Source organism: Eisenbergiella porci (genome assembly GCF_009696275.1).
In the GTDB taxonomy this organism is placed as follows: domain Bacteria; phylum Bacillota; class Clostridia; order Lachnospirales; family Lachnospiraceae; genus Eisenbergiella; species Eisenbergiella porci.
Genome location: NZ_VUMI01000051.1, coordinates 1 through 20,255 on the forward strand (window position 1 = coordinate 1; position 20,255 = coordinate 20,255).

At 49.2% G+C, this 20,255-nt stretch carries 16 protein-coding genes and 1 pseudogene; 13 read left to right on the forward strand and 4 right to left on the reverse strand.

The window, feature by feature from the left end; translation table 11 throughout:
- Positions 1-284 precede the first annotated feature (284 nt).
- Both FYJ45_RS22640 and FYJ45_RS22645 read left to right on the forward strand, forming a co-directional pair.
- Complete coding sequence (locus FYJ45_RS22640) at positions 285-932, forward strand: hypothetical protein (RefSeq protein ID WP_154467340.1); 648 nt, start codon at positions 285-287, stop codon at positions 930-932.
- A 319-nt stretch (positions 933-1,251) separates the two neighbouring features.
- Positions 1,252-2,097 carry a MerR family transcriptional regulator gene (locus tag FYJ45_RS22645; protein ID WP_154467341.1) on the forward strand — a complete coding sequence of 282 codons (846 nt, stop codon included), beginning with the start codon at positions 1,252-1,254 and terminating at the stop codon, positions 2,095-2,097.
- 72 nt (positions 2,098-2,169) lie between these two features.
- Here FYJ45_RS22645 and FYJ45_RS22650 read toward each other — a convergent pair whose 3' ends face one another.
- The 3 genes and pseudogenes from FYJ45_RS22650 to FYJ45_RS22660 all read right to left on the reverse strand — a co-directional run bounded on the left by FYJ45_RS22650 (position 2,170) and on the right by FYJ45_RS22660 (position 4,369).
- Positions 2,170-2,592 carry a GNAT family N-acetyltransferase gene (locus FYJ45_RS22650; protein ID WP_154467342.1) on the reverse strand — a complete coding sequence of 141 codons (423 nt, stop codon included), beginning with the start codon at positions 2,590-2,592 and terminating at the stop codon, positions 2,170-2,172.
- Between the two features lie 362 nt (positions 2,593-2,954).
- Positions 2,955-3,844 (reverse strand): annotated as a pseudogene (locus FYJ45_RS33290) (aminoglycoside 6-adenylyltransferase).
- Between the two features lie 21 nt (positions 3,845-3,865).
- Positions 3,866-4,369, reverse strand: a complete 504-nt coding sequence (locus FYJ45_RS22660; protein ID WP_154467343.1) for a class I SAM-dependent methyltransferase — start codon at positions 4,367-4,369, stop codon at positions 3,866-3,868.
- Positions 4,370-4,566: 197 nt separating this feature from the next.
- Between FYJ45_RS22660 and FYJ45_RS22665 the strand changes: the two genes are divergently transcribed.
- From FYJ45_RS22665 to FYJ45_RS22710, 10 genes are all read left to right on the forward strand, one after another.
- A complete protein-coding gene (locus FYJ45_RS22665) occupies positions 4,567-4,980 on the forward strand; it encodes an RrF2 family transcriptional regulator (protein WP_154467344.1) in 414 nt (137 codons plus the stop codon).
- A gap of 209 nt (positions 4,981-5,189) precedes the next feature.
- The gene (locus FYJ45_RS22670; RefSeq protein ID WP_154467345.1) at positions 5,190-7,097 is read left to right on the forward strand and encodes an acyl-CoA dehydrogenase family protein; all 1,908 of its coding nucleotides are present in this window, start codon (positions 5,190-5,192) and stop codon (positions 7,095-7,097) included.
- A gap of 27 nt (positions 7,098-7,124) precedes the next feature.
- On the forward strand, positions 7,125-8,339 hold the full coding sequence (locus FYJ45_RS22675) for an FprA family A-type flavoprotein (RefSeq protein ID WP_154467346.1): 1,215 nt from the start codon (positions 7,125-7,127) through the stop codon (positions 8,337-8,339).
- Between the two features lie 278 nt (positions 8,340-8,617).
- Positions 8,618-11,398, forward strand: coding sequence for a glycoside hydrolase family 3 protein (locus FYJ45_RS22680; RefSeq protein WP_154467347.1), 2,781 nt, complete (start codon positions 8,618-8,620; stop codon positions 11,396-11,398).
- Positions 11,399-11,516: 118 nt separating this feature from the next.
- Positions 11,517-12,878 carry an MATE family efflux transporter gene (locus tag FYJ45_RS22685; RefSeq protein ID WP_154467348.1) on the forward strand — a complete coding sequence of 454 codons (1,362 nt, stop codon included), beginning with the start codon at positions 11,517-11,519 and terminating at the stop codon, positions 12,876-12,878.
- Between the two features lie 277 nt (positions 12,879-13,155).
- Positions 13,156-13,983 carry a DNA adenine methylase gene (locus tag FYJ45_RS22690; protein WP_154467349.1) on the forward strand — a complete coding sequence of 276 codons (828 nt, stop codon included), beginning with the start codon at positions 13,156-13,158 and terminating at the stop codon, positions 13,981-13,983.
- 9 nt (positions 13,984-13,992) lie between these two features.
- The gene (locus FYJ45_RS22695; protein WP_154467350.1) at positions 13,993-14,802 is read left to right on the forward strand and encodes a DNA-methyltransferase; all 810 of its coding nucleotides are present in this window, start codon (positions 13,993-13,995) and stop codon (positions 14,800-14,802) included.
- Positions 14,803-15,174: 372 nt separating this feature from the next.
- Entirely contained in the window at positions 15,175-15,306 is a 132-nt protein-coding gene (locus tag FYJ45_RS31515; RefSeq protein WP_268890967.1) for a hypothetical protein, read from the forward strand.
- 27 nt (positions 15,307-15,333) lie between these two features.
- On the forward strand, positions 15,334-15,666 hold the full coding sequence (locus FYJ45_RS22705; protein ID WP_235930965.1) for a hypothetical protein: 333 nt from the start codon (positions 15,334-15,336) through the stop codon (positions 15,664-15,666).
- Positions 15,663-15,884, forward strand: coding sequence for a hypothetical protein (locus tag FYJ45_RS22710; protein ID WP_154467351.1), 222 nt, complete (start codon positions 15,663-15,665; stop codon positions 15,882-15,884). Before FYJ45_RS22705 ends, FYJ45_RS22710 begins: the two co-directional genes overlap by 4 nt.
- Before the next feature lie 57 nt (positions 15,885-15,941).
- Here the strand turns inward: FYJ45_RS22710 and FYJ45_RS22715 are convergent, their stop codons facing one another.
- A complete protein-coding gene (locus tag FYJ45_RS22715; protein WP_154467352.1) occupies positions 15,942-17,144 on the reverse strand; it encodes a MalY/PatB family protein in 1,203 nt (400 codons plus the stop codon).
- A gap of 424 nt (positions 17,145-17,568) precedes the next feature.
- On the opposite strand from FYJ45_RS22715, the gene FYJ45_RS22720 reads away from it, so the two are divergent.
- Positions 17,569-20,178, forward strand: coding sequence for an FAD-dependent oxidoreductase (locus FYJ45_RS22720; RefSeq protein WP_154467353.1), 2,610 nt, complete (start codon positions 17,569-17,571; stop codon positions 20,176-20,178).
- Positions 20,179-20,255 lie beyond the last annotated feature (77 nt).

Here is a 20,255-nt window from a genome sequence, read left to right on the forward strand (position 1 = left end):
AGCACTCATCCGTAGGGTTTTTCCTTTCATAAGGATAAGGCTATTGTAAAAGAAAAAGAGCACCGTGGCAACGGTGCAGAGAAAAGATAAGAAAGGCTATTGCACAGCATGTGCGATTTGGTTCAAGATGTATTGGAACAAGAATGCCTAAGATGTTTGGAAATTCCGAACAGTATTAACACTGTTCGAATGAATCCCTGGAAGAGACTGTGGACAGGCATTTCTCCATGCTGATAAAGTCTTTTTTATAAAAGTACCATTTACAAAAATCAGAAGGAGAATCTATGGATTTCAGATATACATTGCAGGAACTGGCTTTCACATATAAGGATACGGAGGAATGGGACAGACAGATGCGGCTGCTGTCCCTCAATCCGCTCCTGTATCTGGAGGAATATAAAATACTTCCTGAAGACATTTATCTGTGGAAACAGGATGAGGAGTTGCATCCGGCTGCAGATGGGCTTATCCGGCTGCTTCCGGAAGGAATACCGGAAAAATTCCCTGGGGACCGGAGGGGCGCTATAAAAAAGCAGGATTCTTTCCATTCTCAATACGCGGATACGTATGCGGAAAGCCCCTGTTGCACCGAAAAGAAAGCTTTGCCTATTTCTGAAAAAGCATATTGCCCGAAAAATGCATATTGTGTTGGCATCGGCACCTATAAAACATCGGAGGACGGCGAGATATATCTATGTGTCCTGTTGAATTCGGAAAGCAGGGAAGTTACAGCCTATTCCTTTGGTGTATACCGTTCTCCTGAGCTTGTAGGAAAAGCCCTGGAGAATTTTTTCTGCTTAAGAGAGGGAAACACCTGCGAAATCTCACTCCTGTCCAGCAGAACTGCTATTTTCCAGTCCGAAACATACGCTGGGATACTGGCCGCCTATCCGGTCAGGGCGAGAATGACGGAAAAGGGAAGCCATGGCTAGGCAGCCGTGGTAAGCACCTATTTTTCACAACTGATGAGAAGAAAAGGAAAGCGGAGTTTTTCCGGCTGGCAGGATGCCATTGACTGGCTGACCGCGGACATTCTCAAATATAATCTCAGCCGTACATCACGGTAAAAAACAGAATATATTCATAATAAATTTAAAAATATAGACAGAACAAAACCAGAATAAAGCCATAACAAGTCCAGATACCAGGATTGTAAAAGTATTAAAAATTTTCTCTTTTCTCACTTAAGGTATTGACCCTCACGGACCGGCAGGGTTTAAAGTGATTTTATCAAGAACAGGAGGTTCCCAGATGAGAACAGTAAAGGATGTATCCAAACTGACCAGTATCAGCGTACGCACGCTGCACTATTACGACGAAATCGGACTGCTGAAGCCCACGTCATGCAGTGCCGCGGGATACCGGCTTTATGACGATAAAGCCCTGGAACGTTTGCAGCAGATACTGTTTTTCCGGGAATTTGATATGCCGCTTCTGGAAATCAAAGCGGTTATGGAAAATCCTGCCCTTGACAGAGATACGATTCTGAGAAGCCAGAAGAAAATGCTGCAGCTGAAAAAGGATCGGCTGAACCGGTTAATAAGCAGCATCGATGATATCCTGAAAGGAGAAAATGAGATGGATTTTGCAATGTTTGACAAAGCTGAAATAGAGGAAATGTGCCGTGCAATCGTTGAAAATTTAAAGGAAGAGGAGCTTGCGGGCATTACCGGCGAGTATGGAAATCTGGAGAATTTTCAGAAGCATTTTGTGGAAAATGCATCCGACCCTTCGGTACAGGAGAATTTCAAAAAAGTAGTGGAATGGTATGGAAATAAGGATGTCGCGATAAATGCGGTAAAAAATCCAAACGGCGCCGAGGTGGTGCAGGCTTACCAGAACAGAATAGACGGCATTTACCATAAAATAGCTGATAAAAAAGGGACGGATACCGCATCCTTTGAAATAAAATCGCTGATTGGGGAACTGGATTTTGTCTCCAAACAGCTGTATCAGATGCCGGATGTAAAAAAACTGATGCTGGATATGGCGGAGCTGTATCTTAACGACGAGTCCATGAAGAAGACAATGGACGCCCGGTATGGGGAAGGGGCGGCGGAGTATATCGGAGAGGCTGTGAAGGAATTCTATAAGTAAGGCGGCGGATGGGATACGGCGGAATAGGATATAAAGCAGGAAATACTACACTGAAGAGAAATAATCGCGGCCTTATCCTTTCCTGAAAATCTCCTGTTCCGTAATTTCCCCCTGCTTCACATATCCGATTTTCCTGTAGACTGCATTGGACGGCGGATACCCGGCATCGGCATAAAGCATGGGAGTCAGGCCGTCCTGCAGCAGCAGCTGTGTCACTGAGGATACCAGCATTTCAGCATATCCCTGTCCCCGGTGCTCCCTTGCTGTAACAACGGCGTTGAGCCTGGCATACCGCTCCGTCCTATGAGTAATATCTGTCATGGAAACAATTTTCCCCTCTTCATTCTCCCACAAAAACAGGCTGCCCGACACAGACTTTCCCTCCGCATACTGTCGGGCTTCCTCCCGATCGGGCTCCTGCAGATCCGCATCCCGCATCATAACAGTGATAAGCTGTGCGATTTCTTCCTGATAACAGGGCGCAGCCGGCAGCATTCTTCCGCGTTTTTGCGCTTGATGGACGCTGGGACAGGCATAAACATTCAGCCGTTTATTTATCCGGTATTCGGCGTGCTCGCTGTTTGCAAAGCTTCGCAGCAGCTCTTCCGTATATGGCTCATGCGCATTTACGGCAATCCGGCCGCAGGCGGAAAAACGTTCCCGGAGGATGGACGAAATTTCAACGCGGCTTTAAAGCAGTACCTGTCCTTTTCCGTAAGCTAGGTGTCCAGTAAAGGATTTGAACCATTTACACGATACATTTTTATACCCCCTATATCGCAGGCTTGCCTGCGGCACTGCATGAATCATTGGTTTGGCGGAACTTCCCGGGCTCTTATTTTCCTCTATGGAACCGGTCACGCCCCACATAGCCTTTCTTCAAGAAAGTGTCTTACTCTGCATGTTTCCCGCACATCATGGACAAAGCCAAAATACTCCGCCACAAATTCTGCCGGTTCATCAAAATAATCATACATAAGAAAAAGGCACCTGCTGATATCCCCATAATCCCCGCCGGGAAAGATGTCCTGGAACCGCATCATTTCTTCCTCTGACAGAAAACGCTTCAGATATTTGCAGGAACTGCCGGTGCTGACCTGAAAATTATGGTCTATCCCCACCTTCCAGTTCAGCATCTTAAGAAACATGGGCATAGCCAGCACATCGTAGGCATGCTTGGAGTAGTACAGCTCCTTCCGGCACACTCCCTTGGCCACATACAGACACAGCCAGCGGAATTCGTTGCAGGTATTGTAAAACTCCATTTCTCCGGGCGGCTGAAAAAAAAGGCTTCTTCCGACCCAATCGTCAGCAGGGAAGGAAAATGGTCCTTATTCAACAGGACGATCCGCGGTTCCTTATTTTCAGCCTCCCCTGAAATCAGGCCCACATCCCGCAGGGTAAGGTCAATCCGGTTCCCGTCAGCAAACTGTATAAGAAAAGCGAAGGGATCACGGCTGCTATAATCATAAGGATGGGAATACCAGTCCGTGGGACACTGAACAATCAGGATATCACCCAGTCGGTGAATCCATTCCTTATCCCGGGTAAACTCCCGCACATCAGTAACAAAAAAGGTGATATCAAAGTCAGAATATTCATCATGGACAGCATTGGGATTTGCCCGGGAGCCTTCCATGGTTACAGCGCGGATCCGCGCATCTGTGTCGGCAGTTTCAAGAATCATATCCAGCATTTCCTTTTCAGTGCGCATACAAAACCTCCTTATCCCATTTATCCGTGTCATTCGCCGGCAGCATTTTGGACATTAGAATCCCTGACTGCGAGGATTGTGGAAATCGCTTGCGATTAAGCGGCCGCCTGGACGGAGAAAGGAATACATGACCTCCATAAATTTCCCGATATCATGAAAATAATGAAGGATGCCGCCCTCCATGAACACCACATCAAAAAAGCCTCTGTATTTTTTCATATCGGCTTCCAGCACATCCCCCAGGACAAAATCTACGGACACGCCGGCCGCCTCCGCCGTTTCCAGGGCATACCGCATGTTTCTCTCCGAGATGTCGAATATGGTTACCTCCGCTCCGAGAATCGCCAGCGGAATGGCCTTTTTACCGCAGGAGCCGCAGATATTGGCAACCCTGATTCCTTCATAGGAATCAAAATACACCGCATATTTCTTCAACATACCTACAGGATCTTCCAGATCCCTTCGGGCGCGCTCCTCAGGCGTGCCGTCGTGCTCCACCCAGAAATTATAGGCGTTGAATTCCCAGGCCGATTTGTTCTGTCGGACGTAATCCTTCATGGTATTCCTTCCCTGTTGCCAGGAGTTCCTGGCGTACCCCAGCCTTCCTTCTGAAGGCTATGAAACTCTGTTTTTTCTTATTTCCTCATTTTACCTGATACCACTTAAAAAATCTATGGATTCCCGCAAATCTAATCTTGACAAAATTACTCCACTTTACTATAGTTAAACTATAGAATAAAAAGGAGGCCGACTGCTTGTTAATCACACGGGAAACGGATTACGCGCTCCGCATCCTCCGTTCACTTGCCCAGGGCTCCTGCCTGACAGTAGGGGAGCTGGCGGAAAAGGAGATGCTGCCGCTGAAATTTACCTACAAAATTATAAAAAAGCTGGAAAAAGCAGGAATTATCCGTATTATCCGGGGCGTAAACGGCGGCTGCCAGCTGGAAGCGGACCTGCATGAGGTCAGCCTGTACGATCTGGTCGGCGCAGTGGAGACGAATGCCCGCCTTGCGGCCTGCATGAATGCGGATTACCAGTGCGAATGGCGTGACAAAAACGGGACGCCCTGCAACGTCCACGCACAGCTTGCCAGGGTACAGCAGGCAATTGACCGGGAATTCCGATCCCGGAGTCTTTACTGGATATTATTTGGGGAAAAGGAATAATTTTTTTTTGAATATAAAAGTGGATAAAAAAAGTCAAGTATTGCCGCTGTAAAAATGGGGAAAAGCACGGCAATCGGAAACATATCTGCCGTACCTTTGGCAGTAAATATATAAAGACACTGTGACCTGACAGGCACTTGGGAACTGTACAGAATTACATTTATACAGACAGTTCCTTGCCACCCAAACATATAAAGGGGGAACTAAGTATGCTTTATCAAACAACACAGGAGCATGAAGCGTTCAGACAAAAAATGAGGGAGTTCGCGGAAAGCGAAGTAAAACCAATAGCGTTTCTGATGGATCAGAATAATGAATTTCCAACGGAAGCGGTAAAGAAGCTGGGGGAAATGGGACTGATGGGGATTCCATATCCCAAGGAATACGGCGGCGCCGGGCTGGATGTGCTCAGTTATGCAATCGCGGTGGAGGAACTGTCCAGAGTGGACGGCGGGACAGGAGTCATTCTTTCCGCACATGTATCCCTTGGTTCCTGGCCGATTTTCGCCTTCGGCACGGAGGAACAGAAGCGGAAGTATCTGACGCCTCTGGCAAAGGGGGAAAAAATAGGCGCATTCGGCCTCACCGAACCCAACGCAGGCTCTGATGCGGGCGGAACCGAGACAACTGCCATACTGAAGGGTGATTATTACCTGCTGAATGGTGGAAAGATATTCATAACAAATGCGCCGAAAGCAGACACGTACGTAGTATTCGCCGTGACCACTCCGGATATCGGAACCAGAGGAATTTCTGCATTTATCGTAGAAAAAGGCTGGGAAGGCTTTGAATTCGGAGAACATTATGATAAAATGGGTATTCGGTCCTCATCCACTGCAGAATTGATATTCAACGATGTAAAGGTTCCAAGGGAAAACCTTCTTGGAAAGGAAGGACAGGGCTTCAAAATCGCCATGGCCACGCTGGACGGCGGACGCATCGGAATCGCTTCCCAGGCGCTGGGGATTGCACAGGGTGCATTTGAACATGCGCTGGAATATTCCAAAGAACGCGTACAGTTCGGAAAGCCCATCTGCCAGCAGCAGATCGTATCCTTTAAGCTGGCGGATATGGCAACCAAGCTGCGCTGCGCCCGTTTCCTTATCTACAGCGCGGCGGAACTGAAGGAACACCACGAATCCTATGGCATGGAAGCGGCAATGGCGAAGCAGTATGCTTCCGATATATCCCTGGAGGTGACCAATGACGCCCTGCAGATTTTCGGAGGAAGCGGCTATCTGAAGGGAATGGAAGTGGAGCGCGCCTACAGGGATGCGAAAATCACTACCATATATGAAGGAACCAATGAAATCCAGCGCGTTGTCATCGCCTCCCATCTGATCGGAAAGATGCCCCGGGAAGCGGGCGGCCCTGCGAAAATCATGAAGAAACCGGCCCCGGTTACCGGTTACCGCAAAAAAATGATTTTAAAGGAAGGCAGCGCCCAGGAAAGAGTTGCAGCCCTTGTTGCGGCCCTTGTAAAAGACGGTTATGATTTCAGCGTGGGAATTCCCGCGGACACCCCGATACCGCTGGCAGAAAGAGTGGTTTCCGCCGGAAAAGGCATCGGTTCCAGGGAAAATATGAAGCTTATCGAAGAACTGGCAAAACAGGCAGGCGCGGCCATCGGCTCCTCCAGGCCGGTAGCTGAAACCCTGAAATACGTGCCCCTGAACCGCTATGTGGGCATGTCCGGCCAGAAATTCACAGGCAACCTCTATATTGCCTGCGGCATTTCGGGAGCCGTACAGCACCTGAAAGGCATCCGGGACGCCTCCACCATTGTGGCGATTAACAAGAATGCCAACGCGCCCATTTTCAAGAACTGCGATTACGGAATCATCGGGGATGTCAATGAGATTTTGCCGCTTCTTTCGGAAGCGCTTAATAATGGAGAAGCCAAGAAGCCGGCACCGCCCATGGTTAAAATGAAACGGCCGCTGCCTCCCAAACCGGCGGCAATTGGAAAAACCTATGTGTGCGGCGGCTGCGGCTATGAATACGATCCTGCGGCAGGAGATCCGGACTCGGACATCGCTCCGGGCACACTATTAGAAAAGCTGCCCGCTGACTGGGTTTGTCCGGAATGTGCGGAAAGTAAGGATATGTTTATGTAGGCTACGGCCAGAAGGAGGAAATAGAAAATGTATTGTGTCAGAAATGTAACGGAAGATCTATACTGGGTGGGCGCCAATGACCACAGACTTACCCTTTTTGAAAATATTCATCCCATTCCCAGAGGCGTTTCCTATAATGCTTATCTGCTTTTGGATGAAAAAACGGTGCTGTTCGATACCGTAGACTGGTCCGCCTGCAGACAGCTGCTGGAAAACATGGACTATCTGCTTCAGGGAAAAGAGCTGGATTACCTGGTAATCAACCATATGGAACCGGATCACGGCGCATCCATCGAAGAAATCCTGCTCCGCTACCCCAAAGTAAAAATTATCAGCACCCCCAAGGCCTTCATGCTGATGCGTCAGTTCGGCTTTGACATTGATAATTATGATCAGATTGAAGTAAACGAGGGCGATACCCAGAGCTTTGGCAGACATACGGTAACCTTTGTCAATGCCCCCATGGTGCATTGGCCCGAAGCCATGGTCACCTTCGATGTGACAACCGGAGTCCTCTTCTCCGCAGATGCTTTCGGCTCCTTCGGCGCCCTGGACGGCAAGCTGTTCAATGATGAAGTGGACTTTGAAAGAGACTGGATCGACGACGCAAGACGCTACTACACCAATATTGTAGGCAAATACGGAGCTCCCGTCCAGGCCCTCCTCAAGAAGGCTTCCGGGCTGGATATCAAAATGATCTGCCCCCTTCACGGTCCCGTATGGCGTTCCAATGTAGCATATTTTATCGAAAAATATGACCGCTGGAGCCGCTACGAGCCGGAAGAAAAAGGCGTAATGATCGCCTACGCTTCCATGTACGGCAATACAGAAGCCGCCGCACAGGCGCTGGCAGCGAAACTCTGTGAAAAAGGCATGACAAATGTAGTTGTTTACGATGTTTCCAACACCCACGTATCCCAGCTCATTTCCGAGGCCTTCCGCTTAAGCCACATCGTGCTGGCAAGCGTAACCTACAACCTGGGAATTTATCCTGTAATGCATAATTTCCTTTCCGATATGAAAGCCCTCAACCTCCAGAAGCGTACCTTCGCCCTCATCGAAAACGGATCCTGGGCCTGCAAATCCGGAGACCTGATGCAGAAATTCATCGAAGAGGAAATGAAAAATATGACAGTCATCAATGAAAGACTGTCCCTTGCTTCCACCCTCCACCCCGATAAAGCTGTAGAACTCGATACCCTCGCAGACGGAATCATCGAATCCATGCAGCCCGAGGCATAACCAAACAAAACAGTATAATGTAAATCCTCAATCCCCCGCGTCAATCCCCCGACACTATGCCGGCATGCCGCGGGGGATTTGACCTACCTGTCAGCCCTTCCTTTACGCAGCAATAAAGCCAGGCCCCGCCGCAGAAGAAAGAAGCTGTACCGGATTTATCCCTCCCCTCCCATGTCAAAAAGATACACATAACACGTAAAGATTTTAAGGTATTCAACCGAAAGCAGGATATGATATACTAAAAGTACCAACGACAAAAGAAAGTAGGTAGAAACTTCATGAGTAAGATATTAATTGGCGTTCCCCTTGAGGGATTTGCACAGCTTTGCCGCGAGGCGGCGGCCCAGGGAGCGGTCCTGCTGAAAAATGAGGACCATACACTGCCGGTTACCGATGGTGAATACGTATCCGTTTTCGGCAGAATCCAGAAGGACTATTACCGGAGCGGCACAGGATCAGGAGGCGCGGTAAATGTACCCTATGCCACGAACCTGCTGGACAGCCTGCGCCAGTGTGACAATTTGAAGATAAATGAGGAACTGGCGGGCATTTATGAACAATGGATCCAGGAAAATCCTTTTGATGACGGAGGCGGAGGCTGGACAGCGGAGCCCTGGAGTCAGAAGGAAATGCCGGTAACAGAGGAGCTTGTAAAAAAAGCTGCCGGAAAATCCGACAAAGCGCTGGTAGTCCTGGGCAGGACAGCTGGCGAAGGCAAGGACTATGAGGATACGGAAGGCGGCTACCGCCTGGACGCCGCGGAAAAAGAACTGCTCGCCATGGTGACCAGACATTTTAAAAAGACCGCCGTCATTCTCAACGTAACCTGTGTCATTGACATGAGTTTTCTGGAGGAAGCCTGTGAAAATCCGGTCACAGCCATTCTTTATGTATGGCACGGCGGACAGGAGGGCGGGAATGCAGCCGCCGATGTGATTTCCGGCAGAGTTACCCCCAGCGGAAAGCTGGCGGATACCATTTGTTACAGCCTGGCGGATTACCCTTCCACAGCCAATCACGGCGGAGAGCTTGAAAACATTTACCAGGAAGATATTTACGTAGGCTACCGCTATTTTGAAACCTTTGCGCCGGACCGTGTCCGCTATCCTTTCGGCTTCGGGCTTTCTTATACCGATTTTTCCGTGATGCTGCAGGAAGCGCATGTAAAAAACGGAAATATGACCGTGAAAGCCAATGTAAAAAATACGGGCAGCCGTTATTCCGGCCGGGAAGTGGTACAGGTTTACTTCAGCGCTCCCCAGGGAAAGCTGGGACGTCCCGCCAGGGAACTGGCGGCATTTGCCAAGACGGGACTGCTGGCTCCGGGAGAAGAGGAGGAGCTGCTTCTTACATTCCCCATCGCGTCCATGGCGGCCTATGATGACGGCGGTTATACCGGAAACAAAGCCTGCTATGTGCTGGAAGAAGGCTGCTACCGGATTTATGTCGGCACCAGCGTCCGCGACGTGGCGCCGGTTATGGTAGACGGCGCGGAAGGCTATGAGGTTACCGGACTTACGGTAACACAACGCCTGGAAGAGGCCTGCGCTCCTGAAAAAGAATTTATCCGCCTGAAACCGGGAGCATGTCAGGGCGGCATCTATGAAAAAACAGGACAAAAAGTACCTACGGCAACCGTTTCCCTGGCAGAACGCATCCGTGCCAATATGCCTCCCACGCTTACCAGAACCGGCAGCCGGGGAATTCAGCTTAAGGACGTACTGGATAAAGCGGAGTCCATGGAAGCCTTCATTGCCCAGCTGACACCCGAGGAGCTGGCAACACTGGTACGCGGGGAAGGAATGTGCAGCCCCAGGGTAACGCCCGGCGTGGCCTCCTGCTTCGGCGGCCTGAGCAATTCTCTGCGTGAAACCTATGGAATCCCGATTGCCGCCGCTGCGGACGGACCCTCCGGTATCCGTATGGATGTGGGCGCGCAGGCAACTCAGGTGCCTATCGGAACACTGCTTGCCTGTACCTTTGACACAAAGCTGGTGGAAGAACTCTATGTAATGGAAGGGAAAGAGCTTCTGCGCAACGAGATCGACACCCTCCTGGGGCCTGGCATCAATATTCACCGCAATCCGCTCAACGGCCGGAACTTTGAGTATTTTTCAGAGGATCCCCTTCTTACGGGAAAAATGGCGGCAGCCAATATCCGCGGCATTATGCGCGGCGGTTCCAACGCCACCATGAAGCACTACGCCTGCAACAGCCAGGAAAAGGAACGGAGCAAGGTAAATGCTGTGGTTTCAGAAAGAGCGCTGCGTGAAATTTATCTGAAGGCCTTTGAAATTGCTGTCAGGGAAGGCGGAGCCAATTCTGTGATGACCTCATACAATCCGGTTAACGGTCACTGGAGCGCCTCCAATTACGATCTGAACACCACAATCCTCCGTAAAGAATGGGGCTTTGAGGGGATTGTAATGACCGACTGGTGGTCAACGATGAACGACTGCATCCTCGGAGGAGCGGAAAGCAGGGAAAATACGGCTGCCATGGTGCGTTCCCAGAACGATCTGTACATGGTTGTGGACAATCTGGCTGCGGAAAATAATCCCATGGGTGACAACACCCTGAAAGCCCTGAGAAAAGGCGAATTGACGCTGGGTGAGCTTCAGCGCTGCGCGGCAAATATCTGCCGCTTCCTGATGAAGACTCCCGTCATGGAAAGAGCCCTGCTTCCTGAGGAAGAACCCGAACTGATTCCGGCATGTACAGAAAATGACGAAGCTTCCGGAAAAGCCGCGCTTCTGAAGGATTCCTGCAGGCTTGCCACCCCCATGAACGAGCATGTCCTGTTTGCCGTGGAAGAATCCGGCGTATATCACGTACGGATACAGATGAAGACGGATAATCCGGATTTCCGTGCACAGTCTGCCTGCAATGCCAGCCTGAACGGCGTCCGTTTCATGACGCCTCAGCTCAACGGCACGAACGGTGTTTCTATTGTCCGGGAAATGGGAGACGTAAGCCTGGAAAAAGGATATTATGATCTGTGCCTGACACCTACCAAGATGCCGGGAATTACTGTAGAGTGGTTTGAGTTCTACAAATAACGGATCCGAAGGACTGAATACGGCGGCGTGTACCTGACGCTGCCGTATTTTTTTCTGGGCAATCCCCCTGGATATGATAGACTGTCAAAGAGTAATCAGAATCACATGGAGAAAAACAATGCAGACCAGAGATATGACTTCCGGCCCGCCGGCCCGGCTGATACTTCAGTTCGCCCTTCCTTTGATGCTGGGAAACGTATTTCAACAGTTTTATACCTTTGTAGACACCATGGTGGTGGGACAGGCGCTGGGAGTCGGCGCCCTTGTCGCACTGGGAGCTTCGGAATGGCTGATCTTCCTTATGTTCGGGCTTGTACAGGGAGTGGTACAGGGCTTTTCTGTTGTAATAGCCCAACGTTTTGGGGCAAATGATGAAGAGGGCATGAAAAAAGCGGTGTCAGGTGCCATGTTTCTGTCATTGGGGATGGCGGCTGCGTTTACTGTACTGGGGCAGCTGATGCTCAGGCCTGTTCTAGTGCTGCTGCATACACCTGAGGAAATCATGGGACTGTCTCTTGACTACCTGAGGATTCTTTATGGAAGCCTGCCGGTAGCCTTTGCCTATAATCTTCTCGCTGCCATACTACGTGCGGTGGGAAACAGCAAAACACCACTGCAGGCGATGACCATTTCCTCCTTCTGCAATATAGTGCTGGACATCCTATTTGTATTTGGATTTCATTTGGGAATCCCTGGTGCAGCCTTTGCAACGGTGCTGTCTCAGGTCCTTGCGGCCCTCTTTTGCTTTATAAAGCTGCAGGGAAGCGGTCTGCTCTCCGGAGAGCAAAGCCTGCTTTCCCTGAAGCAGGAAACATGCCGGCCTGACCGCACTATGCTGAAGGAACAGCTGAAACTGGGACTTCCCATGGGGCTTCAGAATATGATAACGGCATTGGGCGGATTAATTGTCCAGTCAGTTATCAATGGCTTTGGTGTTGTTTTCATCGCAGGCTATACGGCTGCCAATAAGCTGTACGGGCTGCTGGAGATTGCGGCCTCCTCCTACGGATATGCCATGTCCACTTATGCGGGACAGAATCTGGGAGCCGCCAGATTTGACAGAATCGGCAGGGGGCTTAAGGCAGCCGGCATCATCGGGACGGCGACAGCGCTTATTATGTCGGCAGTTATGATCCTTTTCGGCAGGCCGGTTCTTGGCTGTTTCCTGACCGGGGACGGAGCGGCGGCAGAGGCGGCGATGGAAATCGGATATCACTTTCTTCAGGTGCTGGCCCTGTTTTTCCCTCTACTTTACATTTTATATATAATCCGTTCCTGTATCCAGGGGCTGGGAAATTCGGTGCTGCCTATGGTATCCAGCATTGCCCAGCTGGTGATGCGTACCGGCTGCGCCCTGCTGCTGCCGCCGCTGATCGGGCAGTCGGGAGTTTTTTATGGAGAGGTCTGTGCCTGGATAGGAGCTGATTTAATTCTGGCATGCAGCTATTTTTACTGGATGGAACGGCTGCGCAGGCTGTGAAGCGATATGGAAAAAAACCACAGAATAAACATATGGAAGAAGCGGTAACTGTTCCATTGCCTGAACCGTTATAGTGAACCATTACAGGAAGCAAACATCCAAGCAAACGATGTAGCATATGCTATGACTTGGGAGCGGAAGCAAACGATGAAGCAAACGTTATGATTTGGGTTGTTATTTTTCCGGCTTTCTTCTATAATAAAAAGGCGCGCAAACGGCAGCTGCCCGGAACGCGCCGGAAAACAGAAGGTACGCAGGAGAAGCGAAGGAATACAGCATGAATATATCACCCATCGCGCCGTTCATCAAATGGGCGGGCGGTAAACGGCAGCTGCTGCCGCAGATCAGCGCAAGGCTGCCAGAAAATTATCATACCTATTATGAACCTTTTGTAGGGGGAGGAGCGGTTTTGTTCGCTCTTTGCCCTGAACGTGCTGTCATTAACGATATCAACGGTTCTCTTGTGAATTTATACAGACAGATTAAGCTAAGCCCTGAAGCCATAATTGATGCGGTGGAACAGCTGGACGGGGAAGCGGAGACGGACCGGAAGGTTTTTTATTACGCAAAGAGGGCCGCATATAATGAAAAAATGATGAAGGGTCAATATGATGTGGAGCTTGCCGCCCTGTTTCTCTATATAAACAAACACTGCTTTAACGGCCTTTACCGTGTCAATGAAAAAGGACTGTTCAACGTCCCCTTCAATAACAGCAAGGCGAAATCCTGCAGCCCGGAAAATATACGGGAGGTTTCAGAATACCTGCAGAATGTTACGATTTTACAGGGAGATTTTGAGGAGTCCTGCAGGGATGCAGAGCAGGGGGATTTTGTGTTCTTTGACAGTCCCTATGCGCCGCTGAATCCATCCTCCTTTGAATCCTATACCAAGGAAGGTTTTGACGTGGAGAGCCATGAAAGGCTGGCCCGGCTGTTCCGTGAGCTTACGGAAAGAGGCTGCAGCTGCATGCTGACGAATCACAACACGGTTTTTATCAATGAATTGTACGAGGGATTTACAAAGGAAGTGGTACAGGTGAAACGCAACATCAACTCCGATGCAAGCAAACGTGTGGGAGAAGAGATTATTATAACAAACTATTAGGACAGGTACATGGAAAAATTACTGCATACCAGGCAAAAGCCATATTATGAAACAGAAAATGAACAGCTCTATCTGGGAGACAGCTTCCGGCTGCTGCTGAAAATGGAACCGGAAAGCGTGGATATGATTTTTGCTGATCCCCCGTATTTTTTAAGCAACGACGGTGTTACCTGTCAGGGCGGGAAAATGGTTTCGGTGAATAAGGGGGAATGGGATCAGGGAATGGACTGCGGCTCCAAGCATGCCTTTAACCGCAGGTGGCTGCGCCTGTGCAAAAAGGTGCTGAAGCCGGACGGTACCATCTGGATTTCAGGAACGCTCCATAATATCTATTCCATCGGCATGGCCCTGGAGCAGGAGGGTTATAAAATCATCAACAACATCACCTGGCAGAAAACCAATCCGCCGCCGAATCTGGCCTGCCGCTGCTTCACTCATTCCACGGAAACCATTCTCTGGGCGCAGAAGGCGGATCGGAAATCCCATCACCTTTTCAATTATGAGCTGATGAAGGAGGTAAACGGCGGCAAGCAGATGAAGGATGTCTGGACCGGGAGCCTGACCAAATCCACGGAAAAAAAAGAAGGAAAGCATCCCACCCAGAAGCCTGAATACCTGCTTGAAAGAATTGTGCTCGCATCCACGGCGGAAGGAATGCTTGTTATGGATCCCTTCTGCGGCTCCGGAACCACAGGAGTGGCAGCCAAAAGGCTGGGCAGAAAATTCATCGGGCTGGAGATGAGGGAGGAGTACCTGGAAATCAGCAGGAGGCGTTTGGAGAAAACTGATGCAACCTCAGGAGCAGACGGCGCCATTTGAGGCACATAATATCCAGCCAGTGATTCCAGCAGAAAATCGTTCATGGATAATCGCTCATGGAAGATTGCTCATCGAAATTCTCCCATCGAAATCCATTACACTGGTATTATGTAGCTGTTCGGTTCTATCACAACTACAAAAATATATCTTATTACAGCTGCCGGCATTCCATTTCAGGAGAGCCGGCAATTTTTATGCTGGTACGGCATATAAGCTACAGGCATTCCCAACCAGGGCTTCTGCCGCTGCTTCTTCTCCTGTGGGTTAGCTGCGGTCATCATATATGCTTAATTCCGCAGAAAAATTGTTGAAGAAAGCCTTGGTATCCAGAAAAGGATTTATGCCCAGTTTTCCTGGAATAAAAAGCAGAGTATGGATGACTGCTTTGATGAAGAACCGCATGTGGGAATTTACAGGGCGCTGCAGGATAAAGGCCTGGATAAGGCGCTGGAACTGTTGCGGAGAGACATTTCGTCCTCACTGGAAAATCGGATGCCGGGCTGACGCACACAGCAGGAAGGAGAGAATTTTATGAAGGTATTTCTGAATCCCGACCGTGAAATAGGCCGGCACTGGAGTATCGGCAACGAGAATTACGGTTTCTGGGAAATCGGTGCGAAAACAGCTTCCGAATGGGGAAGGCTTGTAAAAGAAGCTGCAAAAATGATCAAGCATGTAGATCCCACTACAGAACTGACGGCAGCGGCTTTGACTGATATTCACTGGAATATTGAGCTTCTTGAAAACTGCGGTGAATTTCTGGACTGGATTTCTATTCATGAATACTGGGACGGTATCCATCAGACGAACGATTATGCCAACTATGAACAGGTAATGGCTTACACGGACCGGCTGCGGCTGTGAATAAGGAACCGGAAGAATCGCTTACGTTATCTTTGAATTTTCATTCTGCCAAAGGAAACGTGAAGCTGTTTACCATCAGCGGAAACAGTACGGAATCCTACAATGATATGGGGCACGAAGAGGTACGGATTGAAGAATCAGAGGCCGGAGCGTTCAGAATGGGAATGGAGATTGCCTTGAAAGCGCATTCCGTAAATGTGATTTGGATTGAAGAATAAATGGATTGTCAGTACAGGCCGGCAGCAGAGATGCGCCGGCCTGTGCCTTTTAGGGACTCAGCCTTTGTTAAATACATACTTATCCAGCCGATCCATAGCTTCCACAACAAGAGAATGCGGAACTGCAAGATTTATACGGATTGCATAAGGCCTGTGAAAGGGCCGCCCGTCCTGCCAGATAACGCCGACGCTGATACCCGCTCTGATAAGCTCATCCATGGATTTATGATGCTCTTCACACCATTTTTCACAATCCAGATATAACATATAGGTTCCCTGCGGCCTGGCGAGTTCGACTCCTTTAAAGTGTTCACATATATAACGGTAAGCATAATCCACATTATTGGTCAGTACCTGGCGCAGCTCGTCCACCCATTCATAGCCCTCCGGCTGGTAGGCTCCGATGAGGGCGTACATGGAGAGTACATTCATGCTGTTGTAATGAGACAGCTCCGATTGCTTTTTGACCCGATCGCGCAGGTATGGATTATAAATAATATGGTAGGAACCGATCAGTCCGGCAAGGTTGAAGGTTTTGGAAGGAGCATATACAGCAATGGTTCTGTTTCTTGCATCCTCGGATACAGATTGTGTTGGAATGTGCTGATATCCCTCCAGGGTCAAATCAGACCATATTTCATCAGATACGACAACGCAGTTATTTCTGGCATAAACGTCCATTGCCTTTTCGATTTCCTCGCGGGTCCAGACACGTCCGCAGGGATTATGGGGAGAGCAGAATACGGCAAAGTGGATATGATACTGCTTCAGCTTTTTATCCATGTCTTCATAATCCATACGCCAGATGCCTTCTTCATCACGGACGAGGTCACTGTGGATGATTTTGCGGCCGTTGCTTTCCAGGGCGCCGGTAAAGCCGACATATGTGGGCGCATGGAGCAGCACTGCTTCACCGGGAGCCGTAAATGCCTGTGCGGCTGCACAAACGCAGCCAAGGACGCCGTTTTCATAGCCAATAGCGTCTTTTGTAAGGCCTTCCACGCCATTTCTTTTGTTTTGCCATTCTATAATTCTTTCATAATATTCTTCTCTTGGATCAAAATAACCGAAGGCAGGGTGCTTTGTACGCTCAATAATTGCATCCTGGATGGTGGGGACTGTGGCATAATTCATATCGGCCACCCACATGGGGATTTTGGAAAAGCCCTCCTGTACTTTGGCATCCGGGAACGGAATAATGTCTACGGCGATAGAATCTTTCCCCTGCCTGTCAATAATTGAAGTAAAATCGTATTTCATTTTCTTTTTCTCCTGTCGTACAATTTTGTAATTTAAAACTCCTAACGTTAGTTTACTATTCCGGACAGCCTTATTCAACATCCAATTTAAATAAGATGCAGAAAGAGTGAACAGTAACCTGCTGTTCACTCAGTACTGTGCATTTACTGCACAGTACGTAAGAAAGTGATTCAAGAGTGCATAAATCCCATCGCCGCAGGCGATTTTTAATGGATTTATGCAGTTACTGGTCACGGAGTGAACAGTAACAACAGCAAGGATTATTGATAAAAAATTATTATGAATACCAATAAATATATTATTTTACATTATCCAGTCAATCCTTTATTATTAAAATAGTGCGGCCGAAAACCGATGGCATAATTCGCCGCATAAACTCATAACTGAGAATACATAAAAAAGATACAACGGGGAGAAAATCAGCATGAATTTACTAGTTATCGGCGGAGTTGCTGCCGGAACCAAAGTGGCGGCAAAGGCAAAAAGAGTAATGCCGGATGCGAAAGTTACGATTGTTACCAAAGGAAAGGATATTTCTTATGCAGGCTGTGGTCTGCCTTATTATGTCGGAGAGCTGATTGAAGGAAAGGATCAGCTTATTGTTAATACGCCGGCAAAATTTTCAGCACTCACAGGCGCGCTTGTACAGACAGAGCGGGAAGTAACAAGACTGGATGTAAAAGAAAAGAAGGCGGCGGTCCGGAATCTACGTACAGGCGGCGAGGAAATTTATACATATGATGCATGCGTTATTGCTTCAGGCGCTTCTTCCATAGTGCCTCCGTTTACAGGAGTAAATCTTCCGGGAGTATTTACCATGCGTACACCGGATGATGCAATTGAATCCAGAGAATATCTGAAGGCCAATCAGGTAAAAAAGGCAGTGGTTGTAGGCGGCGGATTTATCGGTCTGGAGGTTGCGGAAAACCTTCTCGCGCAGGGAGTAAGCGTGACGGTAATGGATATGGCACCCCAGATTATGCCGGGTTTTGATCCTGAAATGGCGGATTATGCGGTGCGCCACCTTGCCAAAAAAGGAATCAGGGTGCTTACCTCCACTAAACTGGAAGGAATCACCGGAACGCTGAAAGCAGAAGGCGTTCAGACCGATAAAGGGCATCTGCCTGCCGATATGGTGATACTTTCCATTGGCATCCGGCCTAATACCGGATTTTTGCAGGATACCGGAATTGAAATGTTCAAGGGAACGATTCTGGTAGACGAAAAGATGCGCACTAATGTCCCGGATGTATATGCGGCAGGGGACTGCGCTATGGTGACAAACCGGCTGACCGGCGCAAGGCAGTGGTCTCCTATGGGTTCCTCCGCCAATATGGAGGGACGTACGCTGGCGCTTGCGTTAAATGGTGAAAAGGTAAGCTATCCCGGGGTTCTGGGAACAGGCGTAGTCAAGCTTCCCGGACTGAACGGCGGACGTACCGGCCTGACGGAGGAAGCGGCTAAAGCGGCCGGTTATGATGTGGAGACCGTGCTGTCAGTGACAGATGATAAGGCTCACTATTATCCGGATTCCTCATTTTTTGCAGTTAAGCTGATTGCGGACAGGAAGAGCCGCAGACTGCTGGGACTTCAGGTATTGGGGCCGGGAGCGGTGGATAAGATGACGGATATCGCTGTCATGGCGATCACCTTTGGAGGAACGCTGGAGCAGATGACCTCTCTGGATTTGGCCTACGCACCCCCGTTCTCCACAGCTATCCATCCCTTTACGGCGGCGGTACAGATCCTGCTGAACAAAATGAATGGTGTTATGGATAGCTTTACCCCTGCCGAATATATGGCCGGTGCGGCGGATGATTACAGGATCATAGATGTAAATCCCGCCGGTCCCACCATCCCCGGAGTGACCTATGTGGACCTGACTGCTGTTGATGCTCAGGTGCTTGCCAACCCTCGGGGAGAAATCCCCGGATTAGGAAAAGATGAAAAACTTCTGCTTGTATGTGCAAAGGGCAAACGTGCCTACCTGCTTCAGAACAGGATGAAGCACTATGGCTATACCAATACCAGGGTGCTGGAAGGCTCATCCTTCTTTAATGTAATCAGGACAGGAAATGCGGCGGGACGGGTAACGGTTTCTCCGGAAGAAATCACCCGCGTGAAAGCCCTGGGGTGTCTGCATAACAAAGGAACTGATAATTTCAATGTGCGTGTGATTACCAGAAATGGTAAAGTTACCGCAGAGGAAAACCGAAGAATTGCAGATGCGGCAGCCAGGTACGGCAGCGGAGATGTAGTTATGACTACCAGACTTACCATGGAAATTGTCGGAGTGCCTTATGATAAGCTGGATGAGCTTCGGGATTTCCTGGCGGAGGGCGGCCTGGAAACAGGCGGAACAGGCTCAAAGGTACGTCCGGTAGTATCCTGCAAGGGTACCACCTGCCAGTACGGACAGCTGGATTCCTATGCATTATCTGAGAAAATACATGAACGTTTCTACCATGGCTATCATGAGGTAAAGCTGCCCCATAAATTTAAAATTGCTGTCGGAGGATGCCCGAATAATTGTGTAAAACCTGATTTGAACGATTTTGGTATTGTAGGACAGCGGATTCCCTCTTATAATGTAGATATCTGCCGCGGATGCGGGAAATGCAAGGTGGAGGATATTTGCCCTATGGAAGCGGCCAGAGTTGTGGACGGCAAGCTGATTATAGACAAAGAAAAATGTAACAACTGTGGACGCTGTGTTGGAAAATGTCCATTCAAGGCAGTGGACGATGGTATCTATGGTTATAAGGTATATATCGGCGGGCGCTGGGGAAAGAAAACTGCGCATGGCAAGGCATTGTCGAAGGTATTCACAGGTGAGGAAGAGGTTTTGTCCGTATTGGAAAAGGCAATCCTGCTTTTCAGGGAGCAGGGAAAGACCGGGGAACGCTTTGCGGATACGGTAAACAGAATCGGCTTTGCTGAAGTAGAGGCCCAGCTGCTGGGAGATGAAATCCTTTCCAGAAAGGATGAAATAATCGGAGCTCAGCTGCATTTAAAGGGCGGAGCTACCTGCTAAAACAGGAGCTGAAGAAAAAAGCTGGGAAGGGGCGGAATATTCCGCTCCTTTTTGAAAAAAAATACTTGGCCGTATAT

Bases quoted from the DNA above. Each gene is read 5' to 3' on its own strand.
- FYJ45_RS22645 (WP_154467341.1), top strand. From the start codon at position 1,252: ATGAGAACAGTAAAGGATGTATCCAAACTGACCAGTATCAGCGTACGC.
- FYJ45_RS22680 (WP_154467347.1), top strand. From the start codon at position 8,618: ATGAGTAAGATATTAATTGGCGTTCCCCTTGAGGGATTTGCACAGCTT.
- FYJ45_RS22640 (WP_154467340.1), top strand. From the start codon at position 285: ATGGATTTCAGATATACATTGCAGGAACTGGCTTTCACATATAAGGAT.
- FYJ45_RS22695 (WP_154467350.1), top strand. From the start codon at position 13,993: ATGGAAAAATTACTGCATACCAGGCAAAAGCCATATTATGAAACAGAA.
- FYJ45_RS22715 (WP_154467352.1), bottom strand. From the start codon at position 17,144: ATGAAATACGATTTTACTTCAATTATTGACAGGCAGGGGAAAGATTCT.
- FYJ45_RS22650 (WP_154467342.1), bottom strand. From the start codon at position 2,592: ATGCTGCCGGCTGCGCCCTGTTATCAGGAAGAAATCGCACAGCTTATC.
- FYJ45_RS22720 (WP_154467353.1), top strand. From the start codon at position 17,569: ATGAATTTACTAGTTATCGGCGGAGTTGCTGCCGGAACCAAAGTGGCG.
- FYJ45_RS22670 (WP_154467345.1), top strand. From the start codon at position 5,190: ATGCTTTATCAAACAACACAGGAGCATGAAGCGTTCAGACAAAAAATG.
- FYJ45_RS22705 (WP_235930965.1), top strand. From the start codon at position 15,334: ATGAAGGTATTTCTGAATCCCGACCGTGAAATAGGCCGGCACTGGAGT.
- FYJ45_RS22685 (WP_154467348.1), top strand. From the start codon at position 11,517: ATGCAGACCAGAGATATGACTTCCGGCCCGCCGGCCCGGCTGATACTT.
- FYJ45_RS31515 (WP_268890967.1), top strand. From the start codon at position 15,175: ATGGATGACTGCTTTGATGAAGAACCGCATGTGGGAATTTACAGGGCG.
- FYJ45_RS22690 (WP_154467349.1), top strand. From the start codon at position 13,156: ATGAATATATCACCCATCGCGCCGTTCATCAAATGGGCGGGCGGTAAA.
- FYJ45_RS22660 (WP_154467343.1), bottom strand. From the start codon at position 4,369: ATGAAGGATTACGTCCGACAGAACAAATCGGCCTGGGAATTCAACGCC.
- FYJ45_RS22675 (WP_154467346.1), top strand. From the start codon at position 7,125: ATGTATTGTGTCAGAAATGTAACGGAAGATCTATACTGGGTGGGCGCC.